Raw genomic sequence first — 15772 nt, 5'->3', positions numbered from 1 at the left:
TTACCCCGCTTAAAGGTTCAGATGCCGAGTTTCTTGCGATTATTCTCGATGTGCTCAAGCATAAGTTCTACTGCTTTCACTGCATCAGTTTCCACGTTTAAAACCCCACCTGTGATATTTTTGCAGTCTTCTGTGAGCAGTTTTACCAGATTTGGTGCCCCTGTTACAGTTGGAACGGGATTGACATGTGTATAGAGTCCCAGTGCAAGAGCAAAGACAGCATCGATAGTAGCCTTCTGTTCCATATATTCAGGAGCAGTGGCAACTATTGGAAGGTCAGGGATTGGCACCCCGCCAAGACCGGCTGACACGGCAGCTATCAGGTCGGCAATTCTGCCAGTATCTGTGCAGGTTCCATAGCTGAGCACCGGAGGAATGCCAAGTGCTTCACATATGGACTTCAGTCCGGGTCCCGCAAGTTCTTTTGCTTCAGAGCTGCAAAGTCCTCCAACCTGCATGGCTCCGTTGCCGCATCCCATGGATAATACAATTACATCCTTTTTGATGAGTTCCTTTGCAACTGCAATGCTGTGACTGTCCTGTCCTGAATCCCTCAGTGTCGTACAGGAAATAAGCCCTGCAACTCCTCGTAAGGTACCTTTTTTGATGGCATCCAGAAGTGGATCGAGTTTCCCGCCAAATGCTTCCAGTATGCTCTCTGTGGAAAATCCCACAACTGCTTCGCTGAATGGTAATCCTGTTACAGGTTCTACTGATTCCCTGCGCTCCTTGAAATTATCAATTCCCATCTGCAGCAGTTGTGCCGCCTGTTCACTGGCTTTTTCAGGTATGTAATCCAGACGTTCGCTGACACCTTCAAATGAAATAAGATCGCTCACGGGGATGAGCTTGAATTTGTAATTTTCAGCATACATAGGGTCTATGGGCATGGAGCAGTTCATATCTGCAACAAAGACGTCCACACAACCGCTTGCAAGCACAGCCTCCTGCATGAGCCAGTTTCCGGTAAATCCGTAGAAAACGTCATCCATCTCCCATCTCTGGATCATTTCCTGACCCGTCTCAATGTTTGCAATTATCCGCAGACCCTTAGCACCAACCTGCTTTGCCTTGTCCTGCCACTCCTGCTTCCTTGCAAGCTGTACCATGGCAAATCCTAGGAATGGTTCGTGTCCGTTGGGCAGGATGTTTATGTAATCAGGATCAAGCACACCCAGGTCAACTCTCATTTTATGGGGACGGGGTAATCCGAAAATTATGTCCTGGCAGTACTCATTGACTATCTGGCTCTGGTATGCCATTGCCACTCCGAGTTTCATGGCTTTGAGCGCAAGGCTGACATAGTTCCCATCTACATTGGTCAGGGCTGAGCTTGTGGATCTGAGTATTTCGGTCTGGATACCTCCGGGAAAGATACCGATATTCTTCCACAGTTCCTGTCTTTCTTTTGGTGCAAGCATCTCCACGATCTTGCTGGGTTTCCCGTATTCCCTTGTAAAATCAGCTTCCACAAAATCACAGAGTTGCAGTGCAACATCATTCACATCACCGCTGTTATCCACGCCCATCCTGCCTGCAAAGTTTCTCAGTTTCTCTTCTTCTGTTATTTTAAAAGGTGTTTCACCCTTTGCAGTGGCTCTCAATGTTGTGATGGTCTGGTTCGTGTGGTATTGGTAGGTAGAAGCTCCCATTACATTGCGCAGTAGCATCATGCGCATAGCCATGCCATCGGCAGTTATCCCGCAGACACCTCTTTTATCCTTGGCAGCATCTGCACGGCAGGGACCGTTAGAACAGAGGTCACAGCGCATGCCTCCCTGACAGAAATTACATCTCCTGTCAGGATTGCCCCCCATCCCCTGGGCTTCGTAGCGGTCCCATATATTGGTCATGCCGTCTTCTTTAATTCTTTTGTACACTGTGCGCACTGAGTCATGATAAGATATTCTGTCTTCTTCCACAAAATTCCCCCCTACTTTAAATTGCGTTTTTGGCTTTATTATATATTTGGGGGAGCAGGAGATAAAAACTCTTTGGAAAATGAATTTGAAGATTTTATTATAGCAACAAACCTATGTTTTATAACGCATGAATTCCTAAATTATATTCAATAGCCTGTAATATCAACACAATGAGTTTTAAACGATTGGTCCTTAGCTGTCATATTGTATACATTCTGACTTATTCTATTAATGTTACATTTACCAAGATAATTATCTGTCACAATTTATTATATAAGAATATATATAATATAGTGGATACATTTCCTCAAAAGGAACAAACTAATGGACGGTTCCTATGAGGATCTTATCATGAACAAAACGTATAATCTAACAGGATACATTTTAGGATTTATCATCCTGCTGTCCTGCTTTACATCAATTGCATTTGCAGAAGATGTGTATGCAGTCCAGGAACAACAAATGCTGGACCTTATTAACAATGAAAGGCTGAATTACGGCCTTGAGCCTTTAAGTTTCAACCCTGTGCTTACCCAGGTTGCCAGGGAGCATAGTAAAGAGATGATAGAAGAGGATTACTTCTCCCACAACTCATATGATGGTACTCCTTTCTCAGAAAGGATAAAGGATGTCGGCTACCCCATCTATCGTATTGCTGAGAACATTGCTATGAACTATCCTCCAAATGTTGTGAAAGCTCACGAGAACCTTATGAATTCCGCAGGTCACAGGGCTAATATCCTGAGTGCTAACTATAATGAGATTGGCATTGGTATATGGGTCGGAGAATACTCTTCATATTCAAACACTGCAATGTATACCCAGGACTTTGGCTGGAACCCAAATGCAGAAAATCCATTATCCATAACTTCATCCGACCCTGCATCAAGTAGCATCATTTCAAATGGAGGTGACCAGCTTTTCAGCATACGGACAAATGCTGCATGTGATGTAAGGTGGTCAGTAGATGGTACTATCGTTAAAACCGACGAAAATGTGACCTTCTCTTCCTACAATATGCGATCACCTTCAGAAACCATTCATGAAGTTGAAGCGACTGCGGTAAGTTCCAAAGGAACGGATTCTGTCAGCTGGATGCTTGAAGTGGCCTCTTCTAAATCCATAAAAGGAGACTTTGATGGTGATAAAGACGTTGATTTTGATGATTTCGTGGAATTTGCCCAAGCATATGAATCAATATCAACAGATACAAAATACTCTTCAATATTCGATTTTGATGATGATGGAGATGTTGATTTTGATGATTTTGTGGAATTTGCCGCTGTGTACAATGCTTGAATCTAAAGCTTGGACTAGGTTTGAGTAGTTAGATGTAAAAAAGGATAAAAAATAAGGTAGTGCGGGGAAACTCACACTTATCACTTTTATTTAAATAGTTATTTAAAAAATAGACCAGAAGCTTATATCTTCTTTTTTGTCTTCAGCACCTAAAGATACAAAAGCAATGACTAACTTTCAACCATACTATGGACACACTGAACTTTGACGGCTCCTGTGACCCCAATCCAGGAGGAATTATGGGTTTTGGATGGGTTATTAACTGGAGCAGTGGCAAGACTCCCACAGAAGGCAGCAAGGAAAAAAAGCCTTCATCTGTAAATACCAATAATGTTGCTGAGTATACTGCACTGAAAGAGGGAATACTTGCCTACCTGAAATTTGGTGGTAAAGGTCCTCTTCAGGTTTATGGTGACAGCAGACTCGTTATAAACCAGATGTCAGGTAAATGGAAGATCAATAATCCCAACCTTGCAGAGATAAATAAGCAGATATCATCTACAATCAATAAAAGTGGTCTTCAGGTTAAGTTTGGCTGGATACCCAGGGAACAGAACAGCATGGCTGACAGGCTGGCAATGCCTAAGTCATCGTCAAAAAACTCAGCGAACATTCCATCAAAAGCTTCACCTGTCAGACCAGAAGAAAGAAGATTCGTTGCGGATGTAAACTCATCGCCTGTTTCTCCTCAATTAAAACTGAGCATAAATGAATTGAATACCTCCTCTTCTCCCGGTTTTAAATCATTCGCTCAATTGAAAACAGGTGGTATGGATGCTTTTTCCAGAAAGAGACTTGATGAATTACAGAAAGAAGTCGGGGAAAAGGCATCTGTCATTGTGCAGAAGGAATTTCCCGATAATGTAAGTCATCAGGCATCTGTACTTAGATGGATGTTACGCGGGCTTGCAATGGATCTTGCCATCAGGAAAGTTAAAGTAGATATTGAGATCAGTAAAAAGAAAAAGAGATGAAAAAGAAAATTATGCCTCTTTTTACTTAGTCGGGTTCATAGTGCTTTTTTAACAGTGAACCAGAATATACTTCCCCTGCCAAGTGGATTGCTGTCTACTCCGGCCTCTCCGTTGTGAAGTTCAACTATTCTCTTGACAATGGCAAGTCCAAGACCGCTTCCCTTTACGCTTCCTTTGTCTGCCCGCCTGAAGCGCTCAAATATCATGGCCTTGTCCTCATTGCTGATACCGGGACCAACATCACTAACCATGATTTTCCATTTGTCTCCGATATCTGAGATATTAATAGTTATTTTTCCTTTTGGAGGGCTGTATTTAATGGCGTTTGAAAGCAGGTTCAGGAATACTTCCTCTATAAGAGGATTAATAAGTGAAGGACATTCTCTTGCTGATTTGAAATCCAGTTCAATGTCCTTTTTCTTCAATTCAGGACCAAAGTTCCTGACGACCTTATCCAGAATCGGTACAAAATCCTGCTCTTCAAATCTGATGTCTTCGATAGATTCCAGTTTAATGAACTTAGAAGCCGACTCTATCATATAGATCAGCTTTTCGTTGTTCTTGTGTATCCTGTCAAGGAGGTTTTTCTTGCTTTCCTCATCTTCCAGAATAATGAGTTCCTCAGTGAAACCCCTTATTATATTTGCAGGGTTGAGCAGGTCATGTGTAAGTATGTCAGTGAACAGCACTTTGAGATAGTTTGCATCCTCAAGTTCTCTGGCGTATTTTTTAAGGTTCTCTTCAGTCTGCTTCCTGCTAAGGGATTCGGCAAGCACATTGGCCAAAGACTGCACAAAGTGCATATCATCATTTGTAAAGACTCTTTTTTGAGTTGTATGCACATTCATAGTTCCAAAAGGCTTTTCCCTGCTTCCGATTGTTACATCCATGCCGCTGACTATCCCATGACTTTTCAGCAGGGATAAGCCACTGAATTTCTCCTGTGGTCTGTTCTCATGAACTATTTCTCTTTCACCTGAATAGAGGGTGTAACAGACGATCTCATTTTTCTCATTTTCAGGCTTAATTTCACATTCTTCTTCCCATCCGACACCTGCAACCATTACTGAATTAGCATTCTCATGTTTCATTATCCTGCAATATTCAACATCAAGTGTGCTGGTTACAAGTTTGACAGATTCCTGCATAAGGGTATCAAGGCCCGCTCCGGCAAGTCCGTCCTGTCCCAGTTTGGCAACAGCAGCCTGTTGTTTCTCCCTCATCTGCAGGACTTTCTCCACAGATTTGCGCTCACTTATATCCTTTGCATGTCTGACGACCATTGTTACATTGCCGTCCTCATCAAAAACAGGAGACAGCTCGATGAGTTTTGTCTTGTTATCAAGAGGGTCTTCTATCTCAAATTTTCTGCATGCTCCGGTTGCAAATACTTCAAGGAGACGACATTGTTCACATGGTGTGATGCGCTGCATCAGGCAGTTATAGCAGAAAGGGTGCCCCTGTTTTTCGTTTGCAGGTATTGAATCACAGTTCTTCCAGTTGCTTGTTACAATTCTCAGTTCACGGTCTATAACGACTATAAGATCCTGTACCGATGCAAGGGTTTTTTTTAAGATGTTGAGCTGGTAATTCTTTAGCTCATCGTTTTTTATTTCGTCGGTTGAAATATGAATCCCTCAGTTATCGAAATAACAATCTTATCCTGTAATTTGTTATATCTATAGTATAATTTTATACTACTTACTGAGAAACAGTCTTGAATTCTCATATTTATATGTATCCTGCATGAATTGATATGATGATGAGAATGATAGTCATAAATGACTTCTTGATTTCAGCTTTCCTGAGAAATCAAGTATAAAATCTATATTGGGAGATTGAATAAAATTATAAAGACATAATATATCAAATATCAGATATTTAACAAAAATCAATATTTGATATAATACTTACAATTTTGTGTTGCAATATTTACTAAAACGTGCATCTGCGTCATAATCATAATTACTCCATATTGCAACAACTTTATTATGCCATATTCCTTGCTTCAATTGAAGCAAAGCGCATCTCATCTGTCACCTGTCACAATATGATATTTACAACAATAATACTGTAATCTATTATCATAACTCTATCCATCAAAAATCAAACAGGTTTTTCTGTCCGGTGGCTTCCTGCAGGCTGTCTACCCTGACCCCTATTCTCCTGAAGTCAATTGTACTTTCCTCAAGGAACTGGTTCATCATTTCTTTTACATTTCCGCTGAGTATATCCTGGTCACTTATGGCATGACCGAATGTGCGACTCTTTGTTGAAGTTTTAAAATTTGAAAATATAACAGTTACTGTCACTGAACGGAAAGACACTTTCCTTGCTTTTACTTTGCTTATGACATCATCTATAAGTTCATCAAGCAATGAAAATATCATAGTTCCATTTCTGCTGTCAGTCTTAAGCGATGCCATCCTGCCTATCTGGTCAGTAGTTGTTCTTTCCTTCACAGGAGTTTCATCAATACCGGATGCAGCCTGCTTGAGCCACATGCCTTTGTTCTTTCCAAATACAGAGATGAGTTCCATGACATCAAAAGCAGCCAGTTCTTCAACTATCCTGATCCCCATTTCAGATAACTTATCCTCTGTAACCCTCCCTATTCCCCATAATTTCTTCACAGGCATGGGCTTGAGAAATCCTTGCGCATCTTCAGGTATCACAACGGTTATGCCATCAGGTTTCTGGAAAGAGGATGCCATCTTGGCAATGAGTTTGTTAGGACCTATGCCTACAGAACAAGTTATCCTTTCACGGGACTTTACTTCCTCTTTTATTCTCTGGCCTATTTCCTCTGCAAGTTCATAATCACCTTTGCATGATTCGGTAATATCCAGGAATGCCTCATCAATACTAATTTTCTCAAACCTTTCCTCGCTGTCTGCATTGGATCTCAATATCTCCATCACTTTTGCAGAAACGTCCTCGTAGAAAGGCTTGCGTACCGGCAGGAATACAGCATCGGGACTTTTGGATCTTGCCAGTTTGCAGGGCATTGCAGAATGAATACCAGCCTCCCTGGCAACATAATTAGAAGTGCTTACCGCTCCACCGGATTCTCCCCTGTTAGAGTACATGCAGACTACAACGGCCTTTCCTTTAAGGGAAGGATCTTCTCTCTCTTCTATTGCAGCATAGAAGTAGTCCATGTCCACATGGATTATCACGCGTTCCATTAGTAAGTAAGAAGGTTCAGGTACTTTTTATTGTTAACTGATAAGAGCTATTTTCGCAGTGGATTTATCAGGATAGCTTCCTTATGAAATTGAAAGTCTGTGAGATAATTCCGAAAAAAGGGATACTTTGTGAAAGCAGCAATTTAAGAATGATCTCAATATTGATGGCCAGACAGGTATCATCTTGTTCTGTTTATAGACGTGCTCCATCAATTCACGCTCCCTGAAAATATATTCATATTCCTTTTTGTCCATGCTTTCAGCTTCCTCAAATATCTTACACTCAAGACGATCGATGCACTGCCCCAGATGGTCCAGTTGGGATTGTTTTTTCTCTTTCCATCTGAGCATCAGTTGGTGGGTGCTCCACAGAGGCAGGAAAAAGGCTATAAGAGCAAAGAACACCGGTACAAAAAGCAATTTAACCTGACTTCCGCCTTTTTAGGCGCATACGCGTCTCTTGATGCGGAAATATGTGCTTATATTTTACAACATTATTCCGTTTGGCAAGAAGTAAAAATCAAATTCTAGTGGCGTTTTCTATTTACATCTCCTGCTGATATGCGCTTAAAACTTGGGAACTCAGGATTTAAAGAAAAGTTCACTATATTTAGCAAAAATAATAAAATATGCTGTCTGGGGTTCAGTTATCATACCGATGACAATCCAGGAACCCAGATATATCGCGGGTATGGTAACTATAAGTGCGTTCCAAAGGCAAAGCTCACCCAGAGGAGACAGCCCTCCGCATTTATCAGCATGTCCGAGTTGTGGTTCAATGCAAAAATATTTCCCTATTTTCCATACATATATGGCAGTTATTGTCATTTTCCATGCCATTATTCCGATGATGAAAGCTATGAGGAATTCACCCTTTGAGCTGTACTGCCAGGTGAGAACAAAAAGTGAAAAGAAGATACCAGACAGGAACTGGAATGGGTTGTTCACGAGTTTCTCTAGATTGCGGATGAATTCAAGATATTTCATTTCAAGATGATTTCTGCCTGTTATCTTTTCATGTTCATCAGGAAGGCCTGTCTCTTGTTCCACATCCGGTGAAGCTGATTCACATTCAATAACTATTTTCCGGTCCCATATGGTTTTGAAGGTCCGGGGAATCTTTTGCATTAGTATCTGGAAGGCAAACAGGCTCATTGCTGCTGTAAGAAGACCTGTGATATACATAATTCTCCCGGCATTTACCTGATAGTTCAATATTATGAATATGATTGTTATCAATATGGCCCAGGGTAAAAGATACAGAGTCCACTTCATGAAAGCAGACCTTATACTTTTAAAAGTCTCCAGTTCTTGTTTCAAGTCATGCGTACTGTCATTCATGTTTCTTGTATCTGCAGAGAAAAAGGAATGTGGATCCGTCAATATATCCCCCCTCTTTCCGGTTCCTGGAATTATGTGTTTCATTTTCAGAGTATCGGGTCTCTGCAATCCACATAGATACTGCTGAAATCAGGTAGTTTTCCTGAAACTGGTTTTGCGTAGAGGTACATTGTTTCAGACAGTGGTTTGAATTTCTTTACAACTTCAAGTATTGGGTCATCAGGGTCTGTATATGTCCCAAAGAACTCACATTTAGTATCGAACATGAGGTTATTGCAGTAGTCCAGTATCTCTTCCATTGCAAGTGCATGTTCGGGTTCAAATGCATGGTCCACTATGGAATGAAATGTAAAGAACTCGTCTTCAGCTGGTATTCTTGGCATACTGATGAAATGTCTGAGTATTCCATAGGCATTTGCCATGAGTTTCCACATCATTGGTTCTTTTGTGTAAGTGATTTCCATGAGAACCGAAGAGTCCCAGAAACCCCCACAGGCAACAATTTTGCCTTTCCATTTTGCCACAAGGAAGTTCTCAAGTCCGTATCCAAGTACACGATTCGCATATGTCCTGAAACTTGGTACAGTAAATGGAAAAAAATGAGCTTTTCCATTATAATAACTGTTAATAAGCCTTACAGCTTCGGGCAGGTCCGTTCCGTCTATTCTTGCAAGTTCATACTCTCTTTCTGCATGTTCTTTTTTGTATGCGGACATTGCAATTATCCTGACATCCTTTTCCTGAATGTATCCCAGCTTTTCAGCAAGCTTCATGGAAGGTTTATTCGGCTCGTATATATAGCAGTAGATATGTGAGACTTTGGCATCATGAGCGGCTTTTTCTGCTTCTCTCAGGAGCTTGACTGCTATTCCCTGTCTCCGGTAATCCGGACGGACCATAACCTCAGCTACGTAAACATATTTTTGTTCTGGACCCTGTTTTATAGTCCAGCCTATCCAGCCTACGGTTGTGTCATTCTCCTCTGCAACACGAATCTCCCAGTTATCGTAAAGATCATACCTTGCAGTTATATCCGGTCCCTTATCAACTGCCACTGCGCATTCTTCATTTCCCTGAGGACACAGTCTCTCAATACTTAGCAGGGTTTCGTTATCTTCTTCTTTAAAAGATCTGATATTTACCATTCAATTACCCCAAACCATTTTCTTTATGTGTTCCATCTACCGGTAAACAAAAAACCGGAAAAACAAAGTTACAACTCCATGTTGCAAATTATCTGTGTTCTAAATACTCCCAAATAAATCTTGAAGTTGATTGGATATATAAGTTGTGGGTATAAATAAATCAGAATAAATAATAATAAGTGAAGGCAGATGACTAATTATTTCTAATGCTAGATGTCACCTGCTTTCAGTCATGTTGCTATAGTTTCTTCTTCAAGATCAGTGAGTGCTGTACTAAGGTATCTCTCACCGGTGTCAGGCAATATTACAACTATGAGTTTTCCGGTATTCTCTTCTCTTTTTGCCACCTGCAGAGCTGCATGAAGGGCGGCTCCACATGATATTCCTGCAAGTATTCCTTCCTTTTTTGCAATCTGTCTTGCAGTTTCAAAAGAATCATCGTTGCTGACCTTGATAACCTCATCGATGATATCCATGTTCAGCACATCGGGGATGAAACCTGCACCGATTCCCTGTATCTTGTGAGGGCCGGGATTGCCGCCGGAAAGAACGGGCGAATCCTCAGGTTCAACTGCAATTGACTTAAAAGAGGGTTTCCGGGATTTGATAACTTCTGAAATTCCGGTTATGGTTCCACCTGTACCGACACCAGCCACAACAAAATCCACTTTGCCATTTGTGTCTTTCCATATCTCCTCAGCCGTTGTACGGCGGTGGATATCAGGATTTGCAGGGTTCATGAACTGGTGAGGGACAAAAGCATTGGGAATCTCTTTTGCCATTCTTTCGGCCTCATCTATGGCCCCTTTCATGCCTTTACTTGCTGGTGTCAGGATAATCTCAGCACCCAGCAACTTAACGATCTTCCTTCTTTCAATACTCATTGTTTCCGGCATAGTCAGAATAAGGCGGTACCCTTTTGCTGCACAGACAAATGCCAGTCCAATACCGGTATTTCCTGAAGTTGGTTCAACGATGACAGTATCTTTATTGAGGCATCCGTCCTTTTCAGCTGTCTCTATCATATTCAAAGCGATACGGTCCTTGACAGAACTTAAGGGATTGAAAGCTTCCACTTTTGCAACTACGGTTGCATGGCATCCTTCAGTTATCCTGTTCAAACGCACAAGTGGTGTATTACCAATGGTTTTAGTAATGTCTTCATATATTCGGATTTTCCCAACTCCTTTTAGATTAGTTGATTCTGGTATTTCAAAATAATAAAAATACTTTCAATGGTATATTCTCACTTTTTTTCTCTGAAGATAAGCCTTGGTTCCTCGATGATAACTTTCGTGTCCGGTGGCACGGACTTAGTTATCCATACGTTTCCGCCAATAACCGAACGTGCTCCGATTCTTGTTCCTCCCCCGAGGATGGTTGCATTTGAATAGATGATAACGTCATCTTCTATGGTAGGGTGCCTCTTTTCCCCGCGGATAAGTTCTCCTTTTTCATCTTTTGGAAAACTCAGGGAACCAAGGGTCACACCTTGATAGATACGCACGTTATCCCCTATCTCACAGGTCTCGCCGATGACAACACCAGTCCCATGGTCTATAAAGAATCCTTTTCCAATCCTTGCTCCAGGGTGAATGTCAATTCCAACTATATTGTGGGCATATTCGGTCATTATCCGGGGAAGTGTGGATATTCCCTGCCTGTGCAGCTGATGCGCTGACCTGTAAACAGTCATGGCAAATATTCCAGGATAACTGAAAATGATCTCATCATAACTTTTAGCCGCCGGGTCTCCTTCGTATGTGGCTACAATATCCGATGCTAGCATAGCCCTTAATTCAGGGATATTCTTCAGGAATTTCAATGTTTCTTCCTGACCGCGGTCTATGCAATCGGTACAGTCCTGATCATAGCGATTACATTCCTGTATGATGCTGTTGGTTATTTGTTTTGAAAGTTTGCCAAAGAGATCGGTTATTTCGTTCCCGATGTGATATGAAAGTGTGTTTCTGTCAACGGTCTGGTCCCCAAAGTATCCGGGGAAGAGAATATCCTTTATCAGATCTATTATTTCTATAAGCGATTCTTTTGATGGTATTACTGCAGCATCCAGATGGTCAAAACATCCTTTTTCAGAGCAACTGTTTATGACCATATCCACTATTGCAGGGATTTCTGACCGGTACCTGTTATCGACCATGGAATCCAGTATCGTGCATCTTTTCTGCTCTGCTGGTGATTTGTTACCCATATTTATCCCATCTTCATCTTATTTAGGCTCAGAATTTCGAAGTGTTAACACTGTGAACACGCCATATGTTTTAGAGAACAGGGCAGTATATATAAGTTCTTTTTCCGGCAAAATGCCACAAAATGCCATATCAACCCCTAATTGACCATCCACTTCCAGCAATCCCATATAAGGATTGCAGACAATAACATTTAAAAGCTTTGAGACTTCCCGGGCAGCATCGAACGTATGTCCCGGATCAATTTCTCAACTTCAAGCGATTTGTCAGAAGGAGCCAGTTTCAGAAAGATCGGTCCGAAAACCAAGAGCATGGAGCCTATGTCAGGAAAGGTACCAATCCCAGTTGTAAGTCCGGTAGCAAATAATTTTTCATTAGCTGTTTCAATATTCTTCTCATCAGAACTATAAACATCCTTCAGTATCGAGTATATTTTCCTGAATTTGAGTTCCATCTGTGAGAATATCTTTGTCCTTTCCAGTATTGATTCAGTTGTGATATCCTTATTCCATCCCGGTGAATATGGGAAAGAAAGTTCAATTAGATTTTCTCCTGTATCAGGGTAATAGACAATCCCTTTATTTCCAGTGGAAAGATCCTGATAAGGTATTCTCAATTGCAAGCTGTACTTTGCGTTGTTGACCGACGAGAGTTGTATAACTATGAGCTCCGCCCCGTCACCTCGCTCTCCAAAGATACGGGGTTGTGTATTGTTCAAACTGAAAAGCGGATACTCAGTTTTTTCCACTGAAAGCTCTGCCTTTAAAAATAGCATCTGCATCGGGGCGGCAGGCATACTGAAATCTATGTTTGTGTCAGGTTCCCAGTCCCTGACCTCAAGGAATATCTCATCCACCATTACCGAGCTGTCACCTGTATTAGAGAGAATGATGCGAAGTTCGTTATCGTTAACAGGATATTTCAGGTCTAGCTTTGCACTGAGTACCCGTAGGTCTGGAGTATCCCTCTTCTGCATCCGCTGTTCCTGTTGAGTTATAGCCTCCATAATTTCAGGCAGGAAAATGTTGATACTCTCCAGCTGTCTCTGAAACGCGTCATCGGATTCCTGCATGCTCTGGAGCATTTCCCCAAGTTCATATACGGAATCATCGGTGGCTTTCTCTCCTCCAAACTGCTTCTCAACCGCCTTTGCAAGTATGGACCCCAATAGCGGAACAGGAATCTTACGGAGTTCATCACATACGACCTGGACCACCGTTTCCCTGCCTGCATCTTTCAGTGATTCCGGCAGTTTGTCAAGCATGGACGCTATGTACTGGCGTGAACTGGAGATGAGAGTCGTATCATCATGAGGCTGCATTTCAGGAGACATAGACAAAACTCTGGCAGGATTCTTATTTACTCTTTTTGCGCCTTAAGGACGGTGATTTAACGTTTTGTCTAAAAAATCGTGCATTTGCCTGAAAATGATACTGGCTCCTTCTAAATTATTCGATGCAGTTTATAAATACAATTCCTGATTATTCTCAGAAAGAATGGGAGCATATGTGGCCCTATCAAATTTTTAATTAACATATTTTATTTATTTTTGAATCGAGTTCTAATCCAATATCTCGCATAATCATTTTAGGTAATAGGTAACGCCAAAAAACCGAACTTTTATCAATAATGCGCATTGTTATCAAACTTAGGGACAAACAGACCATTCTTTAATTTTTTGTATCTAAACAAAACTAAATTAACTGTATTAATAGTCAAATTTTATAATAATATTACATCGAAACATTCTTTAATAATTACCTAATAACCTGATTAGATTACATATATTACCATATATGGGCTGGTTGTAAATGACTAAAAAATATATATTATTCTTTTTGTTTGTATCGACAATTATGTTTTCGGTTGGTATGGTTTCAGGGGAACAACTCGAAAGAACTGACATCGTACTAAATTATGCTTTACCTTATGCACTTAACAATGAAGTTATGAACACTGATGGCCCTTACGATTACGCAAACAACTCATACTATTTAGTTCATTTTAGTGATGAAAATGGTTTGGCAGGGGAGCTTGTTTTTGATGCAAATACAGGTGAATTTGTCAAAGATGAAAACATATCTGAAAAAGTGATATTTGCTTTTACTATTTATGAGTATGTAGATCAGAAGGGGACCGAGTTTAACGATTTTTACTTTATTATGTCATTAAAAGAGTACAGGGAGCTCTCTAGTCGTGGTTACGAATTCTATGCAACGTTATCAGGAAATGAATATATGACATCTTATGATTCTGATAACTTGAAAAATGGAGCATGTATTTACATGGATCTGGAACAACAATACTCTAATCTTCTCTCAGCTGATAATGAAGTGACGAATGTTACATCCATATTTAGCGGAGTGGATAGGTGTGTTGAAGATGCTGAAATTTTCACGCAAAAACAGGCGGCTTATTATGAGGAAGAGCAGGTGCTCAACGGAGTACTAATTCGTACTAACAACGAAATGCCCTTCATTGTAAATTCACTCACTAATCATTATGGGTCTAATTACGATTTTATGACTGAGGATTTAAGTTTCTATGAAGATGAACTGGATAGAAGTTCGGAATCAATATCCAATTGGAATTCTAGTCAAACAATTATTCAGAAAGATATTGACCATCGCACAGAGTTGATGAGATCAAGATTAGAAGTTGAACCACAAGAGTTGAATGGAGTTGAATCTGGACAAAACTTAATGCCTGGATTTAGCTCCATATTCACAATAACAAGTCTCTTAATTTTAACTATTTTCTTGAAAAGTAAGACATAATGCATATACAGAGTTCATTATTTTATGCTGTAATTTGAATATAAATACATATAATTAAGATAAAGGGTTTAAAAATGATCGAAAACATTTCGTTACCACAAGACTTGATTTTTGCCATTGGTTCTGAAACGAAAGATTTTGCAGTAAAAGCTAAACGTAAGGAGTCATTTAGTACGGCATTATCTAGATTAGTTGTTGCAATTTTTTGGCTTGCTATCAGTGTTCCTCTTGCACTTTCCTTTTCAGTAGATCTTAATCGAATTAATTTCGCTTCAAATGAATTTCTGACCGTTGCAAGTTTTGGAGATTTATTTCACGCCTTATTCCCTAGCCTATTTGTTTTAATTGGTATTGGAATATTAGGATGGAGTATTTTTTCTCTATTTGGAAAGGGTGGCTATTTTGTAGGAACACCAACAAGGTTGGTGAGTTACAGAAAAGGTAAAATAAGATCTGTCGACTGGAAGCAATTTTCTGGAGACATCAAGGTAAGTGGAAATACTGAAAACGGGAATATACATTTGCAGCTGATAACTGGTAGAATGGTTTCTAGCAATCACGATCGAAGATATGGTCCTCCTCAGCAAAGATATGTTCCTGATGTAATACATATGATTGGAATACCAAATGCATTAGAAATTGAACGAATTTGTAGAAAAAGGATGGATGAAAATACCCCTTGATCCACCAACAATACCTGGAGGCAACAATCCACAAATCGCAAAAGTTTGGCATTCTCCTTCTAGCGCAGGAAGGAGTAATCTAATTCCATAACTTTTTCTTTTTTAGTTCCAGCCACATTTTTGTAGTTCTGTCAATATCTTTGCCACATCTCCAACCTATCCCTAACATGAGCATTCATAGTAAAAGGCTTATCAGCTTCAGCATTCTTCTTCATATAATGCAAAGTACCCTT

Annotated in this window: 14 protein-coding genes; 4 read left to right on the top strand and 10 right to left on the bottom strand. The window is 40.4% G+C overall.

Annotated features, from left to right (window positions below; all coding sequences use genetic code 11):
* Positions 1–17: 17 nt before the first annotated feature.
* Entirely contained in the window at positions 18–1922 is a 1905-nt protein-coding gene (gene cooS, locus BB781_RS06140; protein ID WP_094227624.1) for an anaerobic carbon-monoxide dehydrogenase catalytic subunit, read from the bottom strand.
* Positions 1923–2273: 351 nt separating this feature from the next.
* Between cooS and BB781_RS06135 the strand changes: the two genes are divergently transcribed.
* Together BB781_RS06135 and BB781_RS06130 are read left to right on the top strand one after the other, a co-directional pair.
* A complete protein-coding gene (locus BB781_RS06135; RefSeq protein WP_164997798.1) occupies positions 2274–3221 on the top strand; it encodes a CAP domain-containing protein in 948 nt (315 codons plus the stop codon).
* A gap of 188 nt (positions 3222–3409) precedes the next feature.
* Positions 3410–4195, top strand: coding sequence for a ribonuclease HI family protein (locus tag BB781_RS06130; protein ID WP_094227622.1), 786 nt, complete (start codon positions 3410–3412; stop codon positions 4193–4195).
* Between the two features lie 35 nt (positions 4196–4230).
* On the opposite strand, the gene BB781_RS06125 is transcribed toward BB781_RS06130, so the two are convergent.
* The 9 genes from BB781_RS06125 to BB781_RS06090 form a co-directional block, all read right to left on the bottom strand.
* Positions 4231–5628 carry a GAF domain-containing sensor histidine kinase gene (locus BB781_RS06125; protein WP_094227621.1) on the bottom strand — a complete coding sequence of 466 codons (1398 nt, stop codon included), beginning with the start codon at positions 5626–5628 and terminating at the stop codon, positions 4231–4233.
* A 666-nt stretch (positions 5629–6294) separates the two neighbouring features.
* The gene (gene dinB / locus BB781_RS06120) at positions 6295–7383 is read right to left on the bottom strand and encodes a DNA polymerase IV (RefSeq protein ID WP_094227620.1); all 1089 of its coding nucleotides are present in this window, start codon (positions 7381–7383) and stop codon (positions 6295–6297) included.
* Between the two features lie 81 nt (positions 7384–7464).
* Positions 7465–7734 carry a hypothetical protein gene (locus BB781_RS06115; RefSeq protein WP_164997797.1) on the bottom strand — a complete coding sequence of 90 codons (270 nt, stop codon included), beginning with the start codon at positions 7732–7734 and terminating at the stop codon, positions 7465–7467.
* A gap of 231 nt (positions 7735–7965) precedes the next feature.
* Positions 7966–8766, bottom strand: coding sequence for a hypothetical protein (locus BB781_RS06110; protein WP_129582645.1), 801 nt, complete (start codon positions 8764–8766; stop codon positions 7966–7968).
* Between the two features lie 44 nt (positions 8767–8810).
* The gene (locus tag BB781_RS06105; RefSeq protein ID WP_094227617.1) at positions 8811–9869 is read right to left on the bottom strand and encodes a GNAT family N-acetyltransferase; all 1059 of its coding nucleotides are present in this window, start codon (positions 9867–9869) and stop codon (positions 8811–8813) included.
* A 230-nt stretch (positions 9870–10099) separates the two neighbouring features.
* Positions 10100–11044, bottom strand: coding sequence for a cysteine synthase A (gene cysK / locus BB781_RS06100; RefSeq protein ID WP_094227616.1), 945 nt, complete (start codon positions 11042–11044; stop codon positions 10100–10102).
* 71 nt (positions 11045–11115) lie between these two features.
* Complete coding sequence (gene epsC / locus BB781_RS06095) at positions 11116–12081, bottom strand: serine O-acetyltransferase EpsC (RefSeq protein ID WP_094227615.1); 966 nt, start codon at positions 12079–12081, stop codon at positions 11116–11118.
* A gap of 18 nt (positions 12082–12099) precedes the next feature.
* Complete coding sequence (locus tag BB781_RS15650) at positions 12100–12249, bottom strand: hypothetical protein (RefSeq protein WP_164997796.1); 150 nt, start codon at positions 12247–12249, stop codon at positions 12100–12102.
* A 23-nt stretch (positions 12250–12272) separates the two neighbouring features.
* The gene (locus tag BB781_RS06090) at positions 12273–13412 is read right to left on the bottom strand and encodes a hypothetical protein (protein ID WP_094227614.1); all 1140 of its coding nucleotides are present in this window, start codon (positions 13410–13412) and stop codon (positions 12273–12275) included.
* 478 nt (positions 13413–13890) lie between these two features.
* Here BB781_RS06090 and BB781_RS06085 point away from each other — a divergent pair, with 478 nt between their 5' ends.
* Complete coding sequence (locus BB781_RS06085; protein WP_094227613.1) at positions 13891–14856, top strand: hypothetical protein; 966 nt, start codon at positions 13891–13893, stop codon at positions 14854–14856.
* A 74-nt stretch (positions 14857–14930) separates the two neighbouring features.
* Positions 14931–15539, top strand: coding sequence for a hypothetical protein (locus tag BB781_RS06080; protein WP_094227612.1), 609 nt, complete (start codon positions 14931–14933; stop codon positions 15537–15539).
* Positions 15540–15772 lie beyond the last annotated feature (233 nt).

The organism is Methanolobus psychrotolerans (assembly GCF_002243045.1).
In the GTDB taxonomy this organism is placed as follows: domain Archaea; phylum Halobacteriota; class Methanosarcinia; order Methanosarcinales; family Methanosarcinaceae; genus Methanolobus; species Methanolobus psychrotolerans.
Note: the sequence above shows the minus strand (reverse complement) of the source record. Positions and strands in the feature narration are given on the sequence as shown.